This window comes from Micromonospora sp. IBSANI012 (assembly GCF_052814045.1).
Genome location: NZ_CP199933.1, coordinates 3,252,410 through 3,269,749, shown reverse-complemented (window position 1 = coordinate 3,269,749; position 17,340 = coordinate 3,252,410). Strand labels below are relative to the sequence as shown.

18 protein-coding genes and 1 riboswitch are annotated in these 17,340 nt (G+C 74.5%); of the genes, 9 read left to right on the top strand and 9 right to left on the bottom strand.

Going from position 1 to position 17,340, the window contains the following annotated elements; translation table 11 throughout:
* Positions 1-36 precede the first annotated feature (36 nt).
* Entirely contained in the window at positions 37-996 is a 960-nt protein-coding gene (locus tag ACTWM8_RS15055) for a helix-turn-helix transcriptional regulator (protein ID WP_446214386.1), read from the bottom strand.
* A 61-nt stretch (positions 997-1,057) separates the two neighbouring features.
* Between ACTWM8_RS15055 and ACTWM8_RS15050 the strand changes: the two genes are divergently transcribed.
* Complete coding sequence (locus tag ACTWM8_RS15050) at positions 1,058-1,642, top strand: DinB family protein (RefSeq protein WP_446214385.1); 585 nt, start codon at positions 1,058-1,060, stop codon at positions 1,640-1,642.
* Position 1,643: 1 nt separating this feature from the next.
* Positions 1,644-2,081: a VOC family protein gene (locus ACTWM8_RS15045; RefSeq protein WP_446214384.1), complete on the top strand. Its 438-nt coding sequence runs from the start codon at positions 1,644-1,646 to the stop codon at positions 2,079-2,081.
* 36 nt (positions 2,082-2,117) lie between these two features.
* On the opposite strand, the gene ACTWM8_RS15040 is transcribed toward ACTWM8_RS15045, so the two are convergent.
* Complete coding sequence (locus tag ACTWM8_RS15040; protein ID WP_446214383.1) at positions 2,118-2,789, bottom strand: NAD(P)H-binding protein; 672 nt, start codon at positions 2,787-2,789, stop codon at positions 2,118-2,120.
* Positions 2,790-2,869: 80 nt separating this feature from the next.
* On the opposite strand from ACTWM8_RS15040, the gene ACTWM8_RS15035 reads away from it, so the two are divergent.
* Together ACTWM8_RS15035 and gcvP are read left to right on the top strand one after the other, a co-directional pair.
* Positions 2,870-3,760: an NAD-dependent protein deacetylase gene (locus tag ACTWM8_RS15035; protein WP_446214382.1), complete on the top strand. Its 891-nt coding sequence runs from the start codon at positions 2,870-2,872 to the stop codon at positions 3,758-3,760.
* A gap of 98 nt (positions 3,761-3,858) precedes the next feature.
* Positions 3,859-3,957, top strand: a riboswitch (glycine riboswitch).
* A 74-nt stretch (positions 3,958-4,031) separates the two neighbouring features.
* The gene (gene gcvP / locus ACTWM8_RS15030; protein ID WP_446214381.1) at positions 4,032-6,854 is read left to right on the top strand and encodes an aminomethyl-transferring glycine dehydrogenase; all 2,823 of its coding nucleotides are present in this window, start codon (positions 4,032-4,034) and stop codon (positions 6,852-6,854) included.
* Positions 6,855-6,977: 123 nt separating this feature from the next.
* On the opposite strand, the gene ACTWM8_RS15025 is transcribed toward gcvP, so the two are convergent.
* Complete coding sequence (locus ACTWM8_RS15025; protein ID WP_088962150.1) at positions 6,978-7,178, bottom strand: DUF5999 family protein; 201 nt, start codon at positions 7,176-7,178, stop codon at positions 6,978-6,980.
* Between the two features lie 123 nt (positions 7,179-7,301).
* Between ACTWM8_RS15025 and ACTWM8_RS15020 the strand changes: the two genes are divergently transcribed.
* Positions 7,302-8,495 (top strand): chorismate-binding protein, encoded by a 1,194-nt coding sequence (locus tag ACTWM8_RS15020; RefSeq protein WP_446214380.1) that lies wholly within the window; start codon positions 7,302-7,304, stop codon positions 8,493-8,495.
* 211 nt (positions 8,496-8,706) lie between these two features.
* Here the strand turns inward: ACTWM8_RS15020 and ACTWM8_RS15015 are convergent, their stop codons facing one another.
* Both ACTWM8_RS15015 and ACTWM8_RS15010 read right to left on the bottom strand, forming a co-directional pair.
* Complete coding sequence (locus ACTWM8_RS15015; protein ID WP_446214379.1) at positions 8,707-9,519, bottom strand: ABC transporter permease; 813 nt, start codon at positions 9,517-9,519, stop codon at positions 8,707-8,709.
* Positions 9,516-10,475: an ATP-binding cassette domain-containing protein gene (locus ACTWM8_RS15010; protein WP_446214561.1), complete on the bottom strand. Its 960-nt coding sequence runs from the start codon at positions 10,473-10,475 to the stop codon at positions 9,516-9,518. Before ACTWM8_RS15010 ends, ACTWM8_RS15015 begins: the two co-directional genes overlap by 4 nt.
* Before the next feature lie 73 nt (positions 10,476-10,548).
* Between ACTWM8_RS15010 and ACTWM8_RS15005 the strand changes: the two genes are divergently transcribed.
* On the top strand, positions 10,549-11,304 hold the full coding sequence (locus tag ACTWM8_RS15005) for a TetR/AcrR family transcriptional regulator (protein ID WP_446214378.1): 756 nt from the start codon (positions 10,549-10,551) through the stop codon (positions 11,302-11,304).
* Positions 11,305-11,351: 47 nt separating this feature from the next.
* A complete protein-coding gene (def, locus tag ACTWM8_RS15000) occupies positions 11,352-11,861 on the top strand; it encodes a peptide deformylase (protein ID WP_238451519.1) in 510 nt (169 codons plus the stop codon).
* A 48-nt stretch (positions 11,862-11,909) separates the two neighbouring features.
* Here the strand turns inward: def and ACTWM8_RS14995 are convergent, their stop codons facing one another.
* The 3 genes from ACTWM8_RS14995 to ACTWM8_RS14985 form a co-directional block, all read right to left on the bottom strand.
* A complete protein-coding gene (locus tag ACTWM8_RS14995) occupies positions 11,910-13,484 on the bottom strand; it encodes a VWA domain-containing protein (protein WP_446214377.1) in 1,575 nt (524 codons plus the stop codon).
* Positions 13,485-13,578: 94 nt separating this feature from the next.
* Positions 13,579-14,394 carry a GNAT family N-acetyltransferase gene (locus ACTWM8_RS14990; RefSeq protein WP_446214376.1) on the bottom strand — a complete coding sequence of 272 codons (816 nt, stop codon included), beginning with the start codon at positions 14,392-14,394 and terminating at the stop codon, positions 13,579-13,581.
* A 6-nt stretch (positions 14,395-14,400) separates the two neighbouring features.
* Entirely contained in the window at positions 14,401-14,757 is a 357-nt protein-coding gene (locus ACTWM8_RS14985) for a winged helix-turn-helix transcriptional regulator (RefSeq protein ID WP_446214375.1), read from the bottom strand.
* A gap of 104 nt (positions 14,758-14,861) precedes the next feature.
* On the opposite strand from ACTWM8_RS14985, the gene ACTWM8_RS14980 reads away from it, so the two are divergent.
* On the top strand, positions 14,862-15,476 hold the full coding sequence (locus tag ACTWM8_RS14980) for a malonic semialdehyde reductase (RefSeq protein WP_446214374.1): 615 nt from the start codon (positions 14,862-14,864) through the stop codon (positions 15,474-15,476).
* Between the two features lie 115 nt (positions 15,477-15,591).
* Here ACTWM8_RS14980 and ACTWM8_RS14975 read toward each other — a convergent pair whose 3' ends face one another.
* Complete coding sequence (locus ACTWM8_RS14975; RefSeq protein ID WP_446214560.1) at positions 15,592-16,323, bottom strand: sulfite exporter TauE/SafE family protein; 732 nt, start codon at positions 16,321-16,323, stop codon at positions 15,592-15,594.
* Positions 16,324-16,560: 237 nt separating this feature from the next.
* On the opposite strand from ACTWM8_RS14975, the gene ACTWM8_RS14970 reads away from it, so the two are divergent.
* Positions 16,561-17,340 carry an endonuclease/exonuclease/phosphatase family protein gene (locus ACTWM8_RS14970; RefSeq protein WP_446214373.1) on the top strand — a complete coding sequence of 260 codons (780 nt, stop codon included), beginning with the start codon at positions 16,561-16,563 and terminating at the stop codon, positions 17,338-17,340.

Here is a 17,340-nt window from a genome sequence, read left to right as displayed (position 1 = left end):
TCGCGGGGGGTGTCGCGTAGGGACTGACCGGGTCGGTCAGCCGGTCCCGGCCATCGCCGCGAGGCGGCGGGCGAGCCGGGCGGCGGACTCCCGCAGCTCCGACGGCTCCAGCACCTCCGCCTCGAAGCCCAGCCGGGCCACCTGCGCGGCGAGCCAGTCGAGGTTGTCCCCGCCGACGACGAGCACGCACCACCCGTCGCGGTCGTCCTCGACGCGCCCCACCTGGGGCGGCACCAGCTCCCGCACCCGGTCGGGCCGGGCGTGCACCCGCACCCGGGCGAGATACCGGTAGGGCGCCTCGGTCACGGACCGCTGCACGTAGGCGACCGGGTCCGGATGCTCCCTCGCCCGGAAGCGCCAGGTCGTCGCCACCACCTCGTGCATCCGGTCCAGCCGGAACGTGCGCCAGTCGTCACGGTCGACGTCCCGGGCCATCAGGTACCAGCGGCGGCCGGTGGTGACCATCCGCACCGGCTCGACCGTGCGCTCGCGTTCCCCGCCGTCGCGGCCGGCGTACCGGAACCGCACCCGCACGGCGTCGCGACAGGCCCGCGCGAGCGTCACCAGCAGCTCCGCGTCGATCTCCACCCCGGGGCCGACGAGGGTCTCGGTGGCGCCGTGCACCGCCCGCACCTCGGCGCGCAGCCGGGCCGGCATCACCTGGTCGAGCTTCGCGAGCGCCCGCAGTGCCGCCTCGCCCGCCCCGGCGACCGTGCCGCCCGACGCCATCCGCAGGGAAACCGCCGTCGCGATCGCCTCCTCGTCGTCGAGGAGCAGCGGCGGCAGCCGGGTGCCCGCGCCGAGCTGGTAGCCGCCGCCGACGCCCGCCGTCGCGTGCACGGGGTAGCCGAGGGCGCGCAGTCGCTCCACGTCGCGGCGCACCGAGCGGTCGGTGACCTTCAGCTCGGCGGCGAGTTCGGCGGCGGTCCAGGACGGCCGTCGCTGCAGCAGCGCCAGCAACCGCAGCACCCGCTCGGTCGTCGCCTCGACGGTCACCCGCCCATCGTCGCACGGATTTAGGAACGATCCTGTCCGCTATCTGCGGGAGGCTGCAACCATGACCGACCAGAACTGGAATCCCCTCCTCCGGGACCAGCTCGCCTGGCACTGGACCAGCCAGCTGCGCGCTCGCCTCGACGGGCTCACCGACGACGAGTACCTCTGGGAGCCGGCACCCGGCTGCTGGAGCGTGCGCCCGCGCGGCACCGGCGTCGCCCCGGTGCGGGCCGGGTCCGGCGCGATGACCATCGACTTCGCGATGCCGCAGCCCGACCCGCCGCCGTTCACGACGATCGCCTGGCGACTCGGGCACGTCATCGTCGGCGTGCTCGCGGTGCGCAACGCCGCGCACTTCGGTCGCGCCCCCACCGACTACCAGTCGTTCGGGTACGCCCCGACCGCGGCCGCGGCGCTGGCCCAGCTCGACACGGAGTACGCCACGTGGCTGGCCGGGGTCGAGTCCCTCGGCGAAACCGGCCTCGCCCGCCCGTGCGGGGAGGCGGAGGGACCGTACGCCGACCGTCCGCTGGCAGCGCTGGTGCTGCACATCAACCGCGAACTGATCCACCATCTGGCCGAGGTGTGCCTGCTCCGCGACCTCTACCTGCACACCCACCAGCAGACCCGACAGGAGGCGAGCTGAGATGGCCCGCGACGTTCAGATCACTTTCGACTGCGCCGACCCGGCCGGGTTGGCGACGTTCTGGGCCGAGGCCCTCGGCTACCGGTTGCAGAACCCGCCCCAGGGCTTCGAGTCGTGGGAGCAGGCGCTGGAGGCGATGGGCGTGCCGCCCGAGCGGCGCAACGACGCCTCGGCGGTGGTCGACCCGGACGGCTCCGGGCCGCGGCTGTTCTTCCAGCGGGTGCCGGAGCGCAAGCAGGCCAAGAACCGGGTGCACCTCGATGTGCGGGCCGCCCCCGGGCTCGAGGGCGACGCACGGATGGCGGCCCTGGAGGCGGAGGCCGAGCGGCTCGCCGGCCACGGCGCCACCCGGATCGGGCGCCACGAGCCGGCGCCGCCGCTCGGCGCCGGTCACCTCGTGATGGCCGACCCCGAGGGCAACGAGTTCTGCCTCGACTGACCAGCCGCGCGGCGGGGCCGGCGACATGGCCCGGGGTTACACAGGATGGTGCGGCGGCCCGGCGGCGGCGACGGCCTCGCCGATCGGGGCTTCCCCGTCGACGAGTTCGAGGATCCGGCCCGCGCTGCCCGGGTGGTAGAGCAGCGCGACGAGGACCCGGGCCACGTCGGTGCGGGTCACCGCGCCGCGCGGGACGCGCCGGTCGAGGTGGATGCGGCCGGTGGGCGCGTCGTCGATGAGCCGGCCGGGTCGCAGCACCGTCCAGTCCAGGTCGCGGCGGGTCAGGTCGTCCTCGGCGGCCTTCTTGGCGCGCAGGTACGCCGCCCACACCTCGTCCGTGCCGGGCCTCGGCGGGTCCTCCACGCCCATGGAGGAAACCAGCAGGTAGCGGCGTACCCCGGCGGCCTGGGCGGCGTCGGCGAGCAGGACGGCGGCGGCCCGGTCGACGGTGTCCTTGCGGGCGGCGCCGCTGCCGGGGCCGGCGCCGGCGGCGAAGACCACGGCGTCGGCGCCGGTGAGGTGCCCGGCGATCTCGTCGACGCCGGCGTGTTCCAGGTCCGCCAGGACGGGATGGGCGCCGACGGCGCGCAGCGCGGCGGCGTGGTCGGGGTTGCGGATCAGCCCGACGGCGCGGTCGCCCCGGCCGGCCAGTTCCCGTTCCAGCAGGAGGGCGATCTTGCCGTGGCCTCCGGCGATGACGACGCGCATAGCTGCCAACCTAGCCGCCGGCGACGAGGGTCACCGGCTCACGCTCGCCGCCCGGGGTGGCGGTGAGGCAGCATGGACGGGTGACGGAGACGATCGACGCGCTGGCCGGCCTGGTCGCCGGTGGTGGTGTCGTGGTGCTGAGCGGGGCGGGGCTGTCCACCGAGTCGGGCATCCCCGACTACCGGGGGCCCAGCGGCGCGGCCCGCCGGCACAGCCCGATGACCTATCAGATGTTCACCCGGGACCCGCTGGCGCGCCGGCGGTACTGGGCGCGCAGCCACCTGGGGTGGCGGATGATCGCCCGGGCGGCGCCGAACGACGGGCACCGGGCGGTGGCCCGGTTGCAGGACGCCGGGCTGGTCGACGGGGTGATCACCCAGAACGTCGACGGGCTGCACACGGCGGCGGGCAGCGCGCAGGTGGTGGAGCTGCACGGCCGCCTCGACGAGGTGGTGTGCCTGGACTGCGGCAACCGCACCTCGCGGGAGGAGCTGGACCGCCGGCTGCGGGAGGCGAACCCGGGGTTCGACGCGGCGGTCGGGGCGGTCAACCCCGACGGTGACGTGGAGCTCGCCGACGAGCAGGTGGCCGGGTTCCGCACGGTCGACTGCACGTTCTGCGGCACCGGGATGCTGAAACCGGACGTGGTGTTCTTCGGGGAGACGGTCCCGGCGCCGCGGGTGTCGCACTGCTTCGCGATGGTGGGCGCGGCGCGGCTGCTGCTGGTGCTCGGCTCGTCGTTGACGGTGATGTCGGGGCGGCGGTTCGTGCTGCGGGCGGCGAAGCTGGGCATCCCGGTGGTGATCGCCAACCAGGGCCCGACCCGGGGCGACGGGTACGCGGCGATGACGGTCGACGCGCCGCTGGGGCGGCTGCTGCCCACGCTGGCCGACCGGGTCACCGGCGCGGTGTCGGCGCGGGGGCCGGCGGACGGCGCGCTGCCGGCGGCGGTGGCCCCCGCCACGCTCTGACCGCGGCCGGCGGGCCGGCGGGACGGCCCGGTGACGCGGCCCCGGGGGGTACGACATCTGCGGGAAACACCGGCGCTGGTAGCGTTGACCATGCCGGTACCACCCACGCGGGAGAGACCGCCCAAACAGCGCTTGGGCGGCGCCGAAGGGGCATATCCTCCCCGGAACCTCTCAGGCAAAAGGACCGCGGGGGCAGGCACTGTGGAGCGCCTTCGGGTGCGACTCAGGGGGAGGCCGACCTGTCGACCTCGCCCCCGCAGGAGCGCCGCGCATGACCGTAGAGAAGTTCGCCGACCGGCACATCGGCCCCGATCCGGGTGACGAGCGCCGGATGTTGGAGGCCGTCGGCTACGGCTCGATCGACGAGCTGATGGACGCGGCGATCCCCGAGGTGATCCGCTGGCACGGCACCCTGGACCTGCCCGACCCGGCCAGCGAGCGGGAGGCGATCGCCGAGCTGCGCGCCCTGGCCGCCCGCAACACCGTCGCCGTGTCGATGATCGGCCTGGGCTACCACGGCACCCACACCCCCGCGGTGATCCGCCGCAACGTGCTGGAGGACCCGGCCTGGTACACGGCGTACACGCCGTACCAGCCGGAGATCAGCCAGGGCCGGCTGGAGGCGCTGCTGAACTTCCAGACCATGGTCACCGACCTGACCGGCCTGGCCACCGCGAACGCCTCGATGCTCGACGAGGGCACCGCCGCGGCCGAGGCGATGACCCTCGCCCGCCGCGCGTCGAAGAGCAAGAGCCCGGTGTACGTCGTCGACGCCGACACCCTGCCGCAGACCATCGCGGTGATCACCAGCCGCGCCGAGCCGCTGGGCATCGAGGTGCGGGTACTCGACGTCGAGCGCGACGAGCTGCCCGGGGAGTTCTTCGGCCTGCACCTGCAGTACCCGGGCGCGTCCGGCGCGGTCCGGGACCACGCCGCCCTGGTGGCGGCCGCGCACGCGGTCGGGGCGCTGGTCACCGTCGCCGCGGACCTGCTGGCGTTGACGCTGCTGCGCCCGCCGGGGGAGATCGGCGTGGACATCGCCGCGGGCACCACCCAGCGGTTCGGGGTGCCGATGGGCTTCGGCGGGCCGCACGCCGGCTACCTGGCCGTCCGCTCGGGTCTGGAGCGGATGCTGCCCGGCCGGCTGGTCGGGGTGTCCCGCGACGCCGACGGCAACCCGGCGTACCGGCTGGCGTTGCAGACCCGCGAGCAGCACATCCGACGGGAGAAGGCGACCAGCAACATCTGCACCGCGCAGGTGCTGCTGGCGGTGATGGCCGGCATGTACGCCGTGTACCACGGCCCGGACGGGCTGCGGGAGATCGCCCGGCGTACCCACGACATGGCGGCGCGGCTCGCGGCCGGGCTGCGCGCCGGCGGGGTGCCGGTCGCGGACGTCGCGTTCTTCGACACCCTCACCGCGACCGTGCCGGGCCGGGCGGCCGAGGTGGTCGCGGCGGCCGCCGAGCGGCGGGTCAACCTGCGGCTGGTCGACGCCGACCGGGTGGGGATCTCCTGCGACGAGACCACCACCGCCGAGCACCTGGCCGCGGTGTGGGCGGCGTTCGGGGTCGACGGGGTCGACGGTGACGTCGACGCGGCGCTGCCGTCGGGCCTGGCCCGCACCAGTGACTTCCTCACCCACCCGGTGTTCCGCACCCACCACTCCGAGACGGCGATGCTGCGCTACCTGCGGCGGCTGTCGGACTTCGACTACGCCCTGGACCGGGGCATGATCCCGCTGGGCTCGTGCACGATGAAGCTGAACGCCACCACCGAGATGGAGGCGATCACCTGGCCGGAGTTCGCGCACGTGCACCCGTTCGCGCCGGATGAGCAGACCGCCGGGTACCGGGACATGATCGGCCAGCTGGAGTCGTGGCTGGCGGAGGTGACCGGCTACGACGCGGTCAGCGTGCAGCCGAACGCCGGGTCGCAGGGTGAGCTGGCGGGGCTGCTGGCCATCCGGTCGTACCACGCCTCCCGGGGCGACGGGCACCGGGACGTGTGCCTGATCCCGTCGTCGGCGCACGGCACCAACGCGGCGAGCGCGGTGATGGCCGGCATGCGGGTGGTCGTGGTGGCCTGCGACGCGGACGGCAACGTCGACCTGGTCGACCTCGACGCGAAGATCGACAAGCACCGGGACGCCCTGGCGGCGATCATGGTGACGTACCCGTCGACGCACGGCGTGTACGAGACGGGCATCGCGTCGCTGTGCGCGAAGGTGCACGACGCCGGCGGCCAGGTGTACGTCGACGGGGCGAACCTCAACGCCCTGGTCGGGTTCGCCAAGCCCGGCAAGTTCGGCGCGGACGTGTCGCACCTGAACCTGCACAAGACGTTCTGCATCCCGCACGGCGGCGGTGGACCCGGGGTGGGTCCGGTGGCGGTGCGGGCGCACCTGGCGCCGTTCCTGCCCGGCGACCCGCTGGGCGCGCACACCGAGGGTCGGCCGGCGATCTCGGCGGCCCGGTACGGCTCGGCGGGGATCCTGCCCATCCCGTGGGCGTACCTGCGGATGATGGGCGCCGAGGGGCTGACCCGGGCGACCGGGGTGGCGGTGCTGGCGGCGAACTACGTGGCGGCGCGGCTGCGCAACCACTTCCCGGTGCTGTACGCCGGCAACAAGGGCCTGGTGGCGCACGAGTGCATCCTGGACCTGCGGCCGCTGACGAAGGCGACCGGGGTGAGCGTGGACGACGTGGCCAAGCGGCTGATCGACTACGGCTTCCACGCGCCGACGATGTCGTTCCCGGTGGCGGGGACGCTGATGGTGGAGCCGACCGAGAGCGAGGACCTGGCCGAGCTGGACCGGTTCTGCGACGCGATGATCGCCATCCGCGCGGAGATCGACAAGGTGGGCGCCGGGGAGTGGCCGGCGGGGGACAACCCGCTCGCCAACGCCCCGCACACCGCGTCGATGGTCGCCGGGGACTCGTGGTCGCACCCGTATCCGCGGTCGGTGGGGGCGTACCCGGCCGGGGTGGACCGGGCGGGCAAGTACTGGCCGCCGGTGCGGCGGATCGACGGGGCGTACGGCGACCGGAACCTGGTCTGCTCGTGCCCGTCGCCGGAGGCCTTCGAGGAGTGACCCGTACGCTGCGCCGGGGCGGACGTGGTGCCGCCCCGGCCGGTGGGTCCTGGGGAGGGCGGTCCCGGGCCGGGGGACTAGCCTGGTGCCGTTGACCTGCTCCTGTGACGGAGCGTGGTCGACTCAGGCGACGAGAGCGTGGCGGGCGGGCCCGCGGTGCGGGGCGATGGTGCTGCCGTCGGGGAGCAGTTCGCCGGTGTCCTCGAAGACGATGACACCGTTGCAGAGCAGGCTCCAGCCCTGCTCACGGAAGCAGGCGATGACGCGGGCGGCTTCGCGGTCGGTCGCCTCGGCGGAGGGGCAGGTGGGTTGGTGCTGGCACATCGGGTTCTCCGGACTGTGGGGGCACTGTGTCATGGTTCACATGACCAGTGACGCACAGTACCAAGGTCGAGTGCGCGGAATCGAGCAGGCATCCGTCATGTTCACCCGAAATCCACTGAACGGATGAGGAAGAATGGGCCGACCGGTGTGGAAACGCTCCCACGACCGCTGATCGACGTACCCGGCGCGCCGCCGTCGTGCCGCGGCCTGCTCGTCGAGCGCGCCCGCTACGAGTGGCGCCCCGCCGACGGCGGCGACCCGGCCACGCTGGCCGAGCAGTTCCTCGCCGCGCACGGGCTCGACCTGACCGACCTGGCCCGGCCCGCCACCCATAAGCCGACCGGCGTCTGCGGCGCCGCCCTGTACGTCTCCGCCGCCGCCGGCGCCCGCATGATCGGCGCCGCAGCCGGCGCGGCCACCCCGGCGCCGGCCCTGCCGGATCTCGCCGTCGTCGTTTACGGTCACCACCCGTCCCCGACCGCCCCGGCGCGCGCCGCCCGGCCCGGCTGGTGGCTGGGCGACTGGCGGGAGAGCTGGACCCCCCGGCAGCACGCCGACGCCGTCACCGCGGTCCGCAACGCCATCGCCCGCGGCGACGTCTACCAGGTCAACGTCGTCGGGCACGCCGCCGCCCGCTACCTCGGCGACCCGCGACCGGCGCTGTCCCGGCTCGGCGCGCTGCCCGGCGCCCGCTACGGCGGCACCCTGCACGGCGCCGGCTGGGCGATCGGCTGCGCCTCCCCGGAGACCCTGGTCGAGGTGACCGACGGCCGGCTGATCACCCGACCGATCAAGGGCACCCGCCCGGCCACCGCCGCCGGACGCCGCGAACTGCTCGCCTCGGCCAAGGAACGCGCCGAACACGTGATGATCGTCGACCTGGAACGCAACGACCTGGCCCGGGTCGCGCGCACCGGGTCGGTGCGGGTGGACGAGCTGTTCGCGGTGCGCCGCTGGTGCGACCTGTGGCAGGCCGAGTCGACCGTGTCCGCGGCGGTGGCCGACGGGCTGGGCCTGGCCGACCTGCTGCGCGCGACCTGCCCCGGCGGGTCGGTCACCGGCGCGCCGAAGTTCGCCGCCCTGGCCGAGATCGCCGCCCTGGAGCCCGTCGGGCGCGGCGCCAGCATGGGGGCGCTGGGCTGGGTCGGCCCGGGCCGCCTCGACCTGGGCCTGACCATCCGCACCGTGGCCGCCGACGCCGACCGGCTGCACGTCTGGGCCGGCGGGGGCATCACCTGGGACAGCGACCCGGACGCCGAGGTCGCCGAGGCGGCGGCCAAGGCCGCCCCGGTACGCGCCCTGCTCGCCACCGGCTGAGCCTGCCTGCGCCGTGCGCCGGCCCGCCCCAGCGACATGTGCGGCGGGCCGGCGGCGAGGTCCCTCCCACAGGCGCCATGGAGATGTCCCCGGCGCCGGGTGGCCCGTCCTAAGTCCGGGGCGGGATCGCTCGCGGCGGGCGCCGCCTCCCCACCGGCCCAGTGTCCGGTGCCAGGGCGGGTCGGACTGCTCCGTTTCGGTCACGCGACGCTCACCTGCTCAGGTTCCGGTAGCGGCGCACGGCCAGCGGCGCGCAGACGACGATCAGCAGCAGCGGCCAGGCGACCGCCAGGGCGACGGCGTGCTGCGCGGCGAAGGACTCGCCGCCCCAGCCGGGGTTGCCGAACAGCTCCCGGCAGGCCGCCGCGGTGGCCGACAGCGGGTTCCACCGGGCGACGGCGGCCAGCCAGCCGGGCATGGTGTCCGGGGCGACGAAGACGTTGGAGGCGAAGCCCAGCGGCCAGACCAGGATCTGCAGTACCGCCACCGACTCCGGTGCGCGCAGCAGCAGCGCCAGGTGGATGCCGAGGACGATCATCGCGGCGCGCAGCAGCAGCAGGAGCCCGACGGCGGCGAGGGCCCGGCCGACGCCGAGGTGCCACTGCCAGCCGACCAGCGCGCCACAGCCGAGCATGACGGCCAGCGCGACGACGGCGTGCAGCAGGTCGGCGACGGCCCGCCCGGTGACCACCGCGGAGCGGGCCATCGGCAGGGAGCGGAACCGGTCGGTGACGCCGCGGGCGGCGTCGGTGGCCACCGCCGTGTAGGTGGCCTCCACCCCGAAGAGCATGGTCATGGCGAACATGCCGGGCAGCAGGAACTCCTTGTAGTCGCCGCCGCCGGGCACCACCATCGCCCCGCCGAGCAGGTAGCCGAACATCAGCACCAGCAGCACCGGGAAGAGCAGGGCGACGATCACCGGGCCGGGTTGCCGCGCCCAGTGGGCCAGGGCCCGCCCGGTCAGGGTGGCCGCGTCGGTGAGCGCCCAGCGGGCCCGGCGCAGCGCCAGGGTCGGCGTGCTCACGCGCTCACCCCCTCGGTGTCGGCGGTGAGGTGCAGGAACACCTCGTCGAGGGTGGGTCGGCGCACGGCCACGTCGGCGGCCTCCAGCCGCCCGTCGGCCAGTGCGCGCAGCACCGCGGCGAGGGTGGTCACCCGGTCGGTGGTGGTGACGCTGACCCGCAGCTCGTCCGGGGCGACGCGGGGCGCGGTGGCGGCGGCCGCGCCGATGACCTCGGCGGCGCGGGCCAGGTCGCCGGGGTGGTGCAGCACCACGTCGACCCGGTCGCCGCCGAGGGCGGACTTGAGTTCGTCGGGGCTGCCGGCGGCGATGACCCGGCCGTGGTCGACGACCCTGATCGTGTCGGCCAACTGGTCGGCCTCCTCCAGGTACTGGGTGGTGAGCAGGACGGTGGTGCCGGCGGCGACGAGCGCGCGGACGGCGTCGCGGACGTCGCCGCGGGCGCGCGGGTCGAGGCCGGTGGTGGGTTCGTCCAGGAACAGCACGGGCGGGTCGAGGATCAGCGCGGCGGCCAGGTCCAGCCGGCGGCGCATCCCCCCGGAGTACGCCCCGACCGGCTTGTCGCCGGCGTCGGTGAGGCCGAAGCGGGCCAGCAGTTCGTCGGCGCGGGCGCGGGCCCGGGCGGGGGAGAGGTGGTGCAGCCGGCCGAAGAGCACCAGGTTCTGTCGGCCGCCGAGCACCTCGTCGACGGCGGTCTGCTGGCCGACCAGGCCGATGTGGGCGCGGACGCGGTCGGGGTGCCGGCGCACGTCGTGGCCGGCGACCCGGGCGGTGCCGGCGTCGGCGCGCAGCAGGGTGGTCAGGATCCGCACGAGGGTGGTCTTGCCGGCGCCGTTGGGTCCGAGGACCGCGCAGACCGTGCCGCCGGCCACGGTCAGGTCGACCCCGGCGAGGGCCTCGGTGTCGCCGTAGCGCTTGCGGAGTCCTTCGGCCTCGATGACCGGTTCGTCGCGTCGCATGGGCACGCCCCTCTCCCCGTTACCGTGCGCCGTACCGTACACCATACGGTACGAGGGTCGGTAGGGTGGCGGCATGAGCGTCGAGTACAGCGGCACCGGGGATCCCGCGCGCAGCCTCGCCCTGCTCTGGCGCACCAGCGAGAAGGCCAGCCGCCGGGGCGGCGACCTGAGCGTGGACCGGATCGTGCGGGCCGCCATCGAGGTGGCCGACTCCGAGGGACTGGTGGCGCTGTCCATGCGCCGGGTCGCCGAGCGCCTGGGGGTGGGCACCATGTCGCTCTACACCCACGTGCCCGGCAAGGGCGAACTGCTCGACGTCATGCTCGACACCGTCTACGGCGAGACCGCCCGCCCCGCCGAGGTCCCCGGCGGCTGGCGCGGCCGGCTGGAGCAGATCGCCCGGGAGAACTGGGCGCTCTACCTGCGCCACCCCTGGCTGCTGCAGGTCGCCACCACCCGCCCACCCCTGGGCCCCAACGTCACCGCCAAGTACGAGTACGAACTGCGCGCGGTGGAGGGCATCGGCCTGACCGACCTGGAGATGGACGCCGTGGTCACCCTCGTCGACGGGTACGTGCACGGCGCGGTGCGCGGCGCGGTGGAGGCCGCCCAGGCGGCGCAGCGCACCGGCATGACCGACGAGCAGTGGTGGCGGGCGCACGCGCCTTACCTGGAGAAGGTGATGGACCCGCAGCGGTTCCCCACCGCCGCCCGGGTGGGCACCGCCGCCGGGCAGGAGTACCAGGCGGCCGGCGACCCCGTGCGGGCCTTCGAGTTCGGCCTGGCGCGCATCCTCGACGGCGTCGCCGTCCTGGTCGGCGAGCGCTGACCGGGGTGCGCCACCGCCGGCCGTGACGCACGGATAGCCTTTCCGGCATGACCGTACGCCCCATCAGGATCATCGGTGATCCCGTCCTGCGCACCGCCTGCGAGCCGGTGACCAGCTTCGACGCCGAGTTGCAGCACCTGGTCGACGACCTGATGGACACCCTGCTGGGCGCGCCCGGCCGGGCCGGCGTGGCCGCGCCGCAGATCGGGGTGGGCGCCCAGGTGTTCGTCTACGACGCCGACGGCCACCGCGGGCACATGATCAACCCGCGCATCGAGCTGTCCGACGAGACGCAGGACGACGACGAGGGCTGCCTGTCCATCCCCGGGCTGTACTTCCCGACCCGGCGGGCGATGCACGCCACCGTGCACGGCTTCGACCGGCACGGCGAACCGCTGACCATCTCCGGCAGCGGCTTCCTGGCCCGCGCGTTGCAGCACGAGACCGACCACCTGCGCGGCCGCCTCTATGTCGACACCCTGTCCGGCGACGTACGCCGCCGGGCGCTGCGGGAGATCCGCGCCGGCCGGTTCGACTCACCCAGCCGGCACCGCTGACGAGGCGGGGGCGGCCGACGGCCGCCCCCGCACCCGATCAGCCGCAGGTCACTTCGGCGGCGGAGCCACCAGGCAGATCGCCGTGGAGCTGTTGCCGAAGTTGTCCACGCCGGTGATCACCGCGTCGCCGCGCAGCGTCACCTTGTAGTCGACGTCGCCGGTGCCGTCCTTGACCCGGGACTGGGCACCCGGCGCCTGCACCAGCTTGATCTTGGTGCCGGCGGGGAACGGACCGAACTTCACCGTCGGGTCGGCGCTGTCACCGATGTAGACGTCCACCGCCGTGTCGACAATGTCGGTCGAGGTGAGCTGGTAGAACCCGTCCGGGTTGTACGAGCCGGGGATGTTGCCCCCGCTCGGGTTGTTCGTCGGCACGCACGCCGTGGCCGGCGCGGTGGTGTCGACCACCCGCATCGTCGCGGTGTCGCTGCCGGTGTTGCCGGCCGCGTCGGTGGCGGTGCAGGTCACCGTGGTGGCGCCGAGCGGGAAGGTGCTGCCCGACGGCGGCACGCACGTCGGCGTGAGCGGCCCGTCGACGTTGTCGGTCGCCGAGGCCGGGTAGGTGATGACCGCGCCGGCGGGGCTCGTCGCCTCGACGGTCCGGTCGTCCACGACCACCACCGGCGGGGTGACGTCGTTGACCGTGACGCTGATCTGCTCGACGAACGCCGGCCCACCGGAGAGCCCGTTGAGCAGGAAGTCCACCGTGCAGTGCAGGGTGGCGCCCTGCGGGGCGTTCCCGGCCACCGCGATGGTCTCGGCGAACGGCACGTTCGTGCCGCTCTGCTGGGTACGCGAGGCCGCGTCGAAGGTGACGGTCAGCCCCGGGTCGCAGGAGGTCACCGTCGGGGTGACGGTGACGTCGAGGTCCCGCAGCCCGCTGAGGATGGCGTCGGTGACGGTCTCGGGGGCGCTGCCGACCAGTTGGCCGCCGGTCGCGGCGACCACCGCGCTGGCCTGCCCGCTGACGTCCAGGCCACCACCGCCGCCGCTGACGCTGACCGCCAGCACCTTCGCCTCGTCGGCCTGCAGGGCCGCGGTGGCCTGCGCCAGGGTGTGCCCGGCGCTCGGGTCGTGGCTGGGGGCGTCGCCGACGAGCACCACGATCCGGCTGCTGCCGGAGCGGTAGGCGATCCCGCCGTCGGAGACCTGGAACAGCCCGTTCACCCACGCCTCGGGGGTGTCCCCGCCGCCGCCGGCGGACAGCCCGTTGACCGCGTTCTGCAGCGCCGTCGCGTCGTCGGTGAGGTTCTGCCGGACCCGGAACAGCTCCGCGCCGTCGCTCTCGTCCCGGTAGGAGGCCACCGCGAACTGCGCGCTCGGCTGCACCGACCGCACGTTGTTGATGACCTGCTGGAGGTTGGCCTGCACGTCACCGATGACGGTGCCCATGCTGCCGGTCGTGTCGACCAGCAGGACCACGTCCGGCTTCGGCGGGATCGGCGGGGTGGCGACCACCTTGGCGATGTCGATGCTCGTGCCCGGGTCGGCGTCCCGGTCCACGACGGCCGGGTCGACGCCCGGCGCCGCGAGCGCCGGCGCGCCCGCCACGGTCACCAGGGCCGCCACGGCGGCGGTGAGGACCGCCAACCGACTTCGACCCCGTACTGATGTCACTGCCATCTGTGCTCCTTCGGCTCCGCCGCGTCACGACGCGGCCTCTGCCAGGAGACGCTAGGGGTCCGAGGGGCACCCGCCCGTCCGACACATGCCCAGGTCAGGGTCGGGTTGTTGACCCTGCGTGGCGGCTGGACATGCTGTCTGTCACCGCAGTCAGCGTGTACTCGCCGAAGTCGGCGACCCGGCTGAAGCCGAGCCGTCGGTAGAGCCGCACGGCGGCGACGTTGTCAGCCTTGACGTTGAGGGTGACGTGGTCGACATGGGCGCGCAGCCGGCCGCACAGCGCGGCGACCACGGCGGCGGCCAGGCCCTGCCCGCGTACCCGGGGATGGGTGGTGACGTTGCCCAGCGCGGCCACCCGGTAGGTGGGCGACCAGACGTGCACCCCGGCCACCGCGACCAGCTCACCCGCCTGCCGGATCCCCACGTACTGGCCGGTGGCGAGCATCCGCGGATCGAACCAGTTGCCCGGGTACGCCACCGCGTAGAGGGCACGCAGGGCCGGCAGGTCGGCCTCACCGAGCACCTCACCCGCCGGGGTGACGGTGGCCAGCCGGGCCGGGTCGGTCAGCGCCATCCGCAGGTGCGCCCCGGCCGGGTCGAAGGCGAACCAGCCGCCCAGCACCTCCTCCAGGCCGGGGGACAGGTGCGCGTACAGGCGGGCGGGCAGCATCGGCGCCAGGTCGGCCAGCAGCGCCGCCAGCTCCCGCAGGCCGTCGGGCCCGGCGAAGGCGAGCAGCACCGGCGGGGTCACCCCGTGGTAGAGCAGCGCCACCTGGTCGCCACGACGAAACCACGACGTGTACGGCCAGAAGAAGTCGTCCAGGTCGCCCAGCTGGTAGGCGTGCAGCACCGGATTGCGGCGCAGCAGCGCGGCCAGGGCGGCGCGGTCGTGTTCGGCCCGTACCGGCATCGGTGGTCAGCAGCCACCCGACGACTCGGCGGGCAGGTTCTCGTGTGCCCACCGGGCCAGCGCGTCCAGGGCCGGCAGCAGCGCGGCGCCCCGCTCGGTGAGCTGGTAGCTCACCCCCAGCGGCGGCCCCTCCCGCACGGTGCGGTTGACCAGGCCCACCCGGGCCAGCTCGCCCAGCCGGTCGGACAACACCGACTCGCTGATCCCCGGCAGCGCCCGGCTCAGCTCGGCGAACCCGGCCGGTCCGTTGGCCAGGGTGCCCAGCAGTATTCCGTTCCACCGCTTGCCGAGGAACGCGAACACCCGGGCAAGACCCCCGTCACACGCGTGGGCGCCGCCGCCGACCTGGGGGCTGACCGTCATACCCCGAGGATACGGGAATCCCAGGCGGGGAAGGGGCTTCTAAAATACTAGCTGCTACCGTTGCAGCAGCACCTCACAGTTTCCGAGTGACAGAGGAAGCCCCGATGACCGACGTACTGCCCGCCGACCTGATCGCCCTGAGCCCCGAGGCCCAGGCCCAGCTGTTCACCGAGGCGCGCACCGCGAACACCTTCACGGACGAGCCGGTCGGCGACGACCAGCTGCGAGCCATCTTCGAGCTGGTCAAGTACCCGCCGACCGCGATGAACATCCAGCCGCTGCGGGTGCTGTTCGTCCGCCCGGGGGCCGGCCGCGAGCGGCTGCTCCCACACGTCGCCGAGGGCAATCGGGCCAAGACCGCCACCGCCCCGGTCGTCGCCGTCCTCGCCGCCGACACCGACTTCCACGAGCACCTGGACACGGTGTTCCCGATCCGCCCCGGCATGCGCGAGCACTTCGCCGGCGACCCGGCCGGCCGTGAGGGCATGGCCCGGTTCAACGCCGGCCTGCAGATCGGCTACTTCCTGCTCGGCGTCCGCGCCGCCGGCCTGGCCGCCGGCCCGATGGGCGGCTTCGACGCCGCCGGCGTCGACGCCGAGTTCTTCGCCGGCACCGGCTGGAAGTCCCTGCTGCTGGTCAACATCGGCCACCCCGGTCCGGACGCCTGGTTCCCCCGCCTGCCCCGCCTGGACTACAACGACGTGGTCCGGCACGCCTGAGCGCCACCGCGGGCGAGCCGGTCGGGTGACAAGACGCCAGCCCGGCACGCCTGAGCGCGCCATCGCCGGCCGGCCGGGCCACGACGCCCGGCCGGCCACGCCACGGCCGTGACGCTCAGCCCGCCCGCCACTGGTCGTAGCCGAGCTTCGCCACCAGCGCGAACACCACCACCAGCAGCACGATCCGCACGAACCCGGCGCCCCGGCGCAACGCCATCCGCGCGCCCACCGCCGCCCCGGCGACGTTGCACACCGCCATCGCCGCCCCCAGCAGCCACCACACGTGACCGGTGGCCGCGAACACCACCAGCGCCCCCAGGTTCGTGCCCGCGTTGACCACCTTCGCCATCGCCGAACCGTGCACGAAGTCCGCGCCCACCAGCGCCGTGAACGCCACCACCAGGAACGTGCCCGTACCCGGACCGATCAGACCGTCGTACAGGGCGATGCCCACCCCGGCCACCGCCACCGCCGCGACCACCCGCACCCGGGTCCGCCGCGCCGGCACCGCCACCACCCCCAACCGGGGACGGAACACCACGAACAACGCCACCGACACCAGCACCGCCAGCACCACCGGCCGGTACGCCCCCGCCGGCACCGCCCCCGCCAGCGCCGCCCCGACACCCGCGCAGCACACCGCCAGCCCCGCCGACGGCCCCGCCACCATCCAGTCGATCTTCGTACGCCGGGCGTACGTCACCGCCGCCGTCGACGTACCGAAGATCGCGGCCAGCTTGTTCGTGCCCAACGCCGTCGCCACCGGCACCCCCGGCGCGGCCACCAGCAGCGCCGGCAGCAGCAACAGACCACCACCACCGACCACCGCGTCGACCCAACCGGCCATCGCGGCCGCGGCGAGCAGGGTGGTCAGCGACAGGGGGTCCACGGCCGGCCATTCTGCCCACCCGCCCCGACCCGCCGCGCCACCCTGTGGCCGACCTCACCGGCCGGCGACCCCCTCACCGACCGCGCCGGCGACGCAGCCACAGCCCCACCGAGGCCACCGCCACGAACACCAGGACCGAACAGAGCAACGCCTTGACCATCGGGCAACTGTGCCACGGCGACGTAGGGTGCAGGAGTGCGCCTGGCGACGTTCAACCTGCTGCACGGCCGCTCCCTGACCGACGGCCTGGTCGACCCCGACCGGCTCACCGCCGCGGTGCAGACCCTCGACGTCGACATCCTCGCCCTGCAGGAGGTCGACCGGGACCAGTCCCGCAGCGGCAACCTCGACCTCACCGCCATCGCCGCCCGCGCCCTCGACGCCCCGGAACACCGCTTCGCCGCCGCCGTCGTCGGCACCCCCGGCGAACGGTTCCGCCCCCTGCGCCACGACGACGACGGCCACGGCGAACCCTGCTACGGCGTCGGCCTGGTCAGCCGACACCCCGTCCGCTCCTGGCAGGTCACCCGGCTGCGTCCCGCCCCGGTACGGTCCCCGATCTACGTTCCCGGCCCCGGCGGCGGCCTCATCCTGCTGCGCGACGAACCCCGCGTCGTGCTCGCCGCGATCCTCGACACCCCGCACGGGCCACTCACCGTCGCCGCCACCCACCTGTCGTTCGTCCCCGGCTGGAACGTCCACCAGCTGCGCCGCGTCGTACGCGCGCTGCGCACCCTGCCCGCCCCGCGGATCCTGCTCGGCGACCTCAACCTCCCCGCCGGCGCCGCCCGACTGCTCAGCGGCTGGCGGCCGCTGGGCCGCCGCCCCACCTACCCGGCCGCCGCGCCCCGCGTGCAACTCGACCACATCCTCGCCGACCGGCACGGCCTGGACCGGCTGCCCCCGGTCACCGCCGTCGACACACCGCTGTCGACGATCTCCGACCACCGGCCCCTCGTCGTCGACCTCGGCTGA

What these genes read in the sequence shown, in the direction of transcription:
- ACTWM8_RS15050 (WP_446214385.1), top strand. Translation starts at nt 1,058, where the DNA reads ATGACCGACCAGAACTGGAATCCCCTCCTCCGGGACCAGCTCGCCTGG.
- ACTWM8_RS15045 (WP_446214384.1), top strand. Translation starts at nt 1,644, where the DNA reads ATGGCCCGCGACGTTCAGATCACTTTCGACTGCGCCGACCCGGCCGGG.
- ACTWM8_RS15040 (WP_446214383.1), bottom strand. Translation starts at nt 2,789, where the DNA reads ATGCGCGTCGTCATCGCCGGAGGCCACGGCAAGATCGCCCTCCTGCTG.
- gcvP (WP_446214381.1), top strand. Translation starts at nt 4,032, where the DNA reads ATGACCGTAGAGAAGTTCGCCGACCGGCACATCGGCCCCGATCCGGGT.
- ACTWM8_RS15025 (WP_088962150.1), bottom strand. Translation starts at nt 7,178, where the DNA reads ATGTGCCAGCACCAACCCACCTGCCCCTCCGCCGAGGCGACCGACCGC.
- ACTWM8_RS15020 (WP_446214380.1), top strand. Translation starts at nt 7,302, where the DNA reads ATGAGGAAGAATGGGCCGACCGGTGTGGAAACGCTCCCACGACCGCTG.
- ACTWM8_RS15010 (WP_446214561.1), bottom strand. Translation starts at nt 10,475, where the DNA reads ATGCGACGCGACGAACCGGTCATCGAGGCCGAAGGACTCCGCAAGCGC.
- ACTWM8_RS15005 (WP_446214378.1), top strand. Translation starts at nt 10,549, where the DNA reads ATGAGCGTCGAGTACAGCGGCACCGGGGATCCCGCGCGCAGCCTCGCC.
- def (WP_238451519.1), top strand. Translation starts at nt 11,352, where the DNA reads ATGACCGTACGCCCCATCAGGATCATCGGTGATCCCGTCCTGCGCACC.
- ACTWM8_RS14995 (WP_446214377.1), bottom strand. Translation starts at nt 13,484, where the DNA reads ATGGCAGTGACATCAGTACGGGGTCGAAGTCGGTTGGCGGTCCTCACC.
- ACTWM8_RS14990 (WP_446214376.1), bottom strand. Translation starts at nt 14,394, where the DNA reads ATGCCGGTACGGGCCGAACACGACCGCGCCGCCCTGGCCGCGCTGCTG.
- ACTWM8_RS14985 (WP_446214375.1), bottom strand. Translation starts at nt 14,757, where the DNA reads ATGACGGTCAGCCCCCAGGTCGGCGGCGGCGCCCACGCGTGTGACGGG.
- ACTWM8_RS14980 (WP_446214374.1), top strand. Translation starts at nt 14,862, where the DNA reads ATGACCGACGTACTGCCCGCCGACCTGATCGCCCTGAGCCCCGAGGCC.
- ACTWM8_RS14975 (WP_446214560.1), bottom strand. Translation starts at nt 16,323, where the DNA reads ATGGCCGGTTGGGTCGACGCGGTGGTCGGTGGTGGTGGTCTGTTGCTG.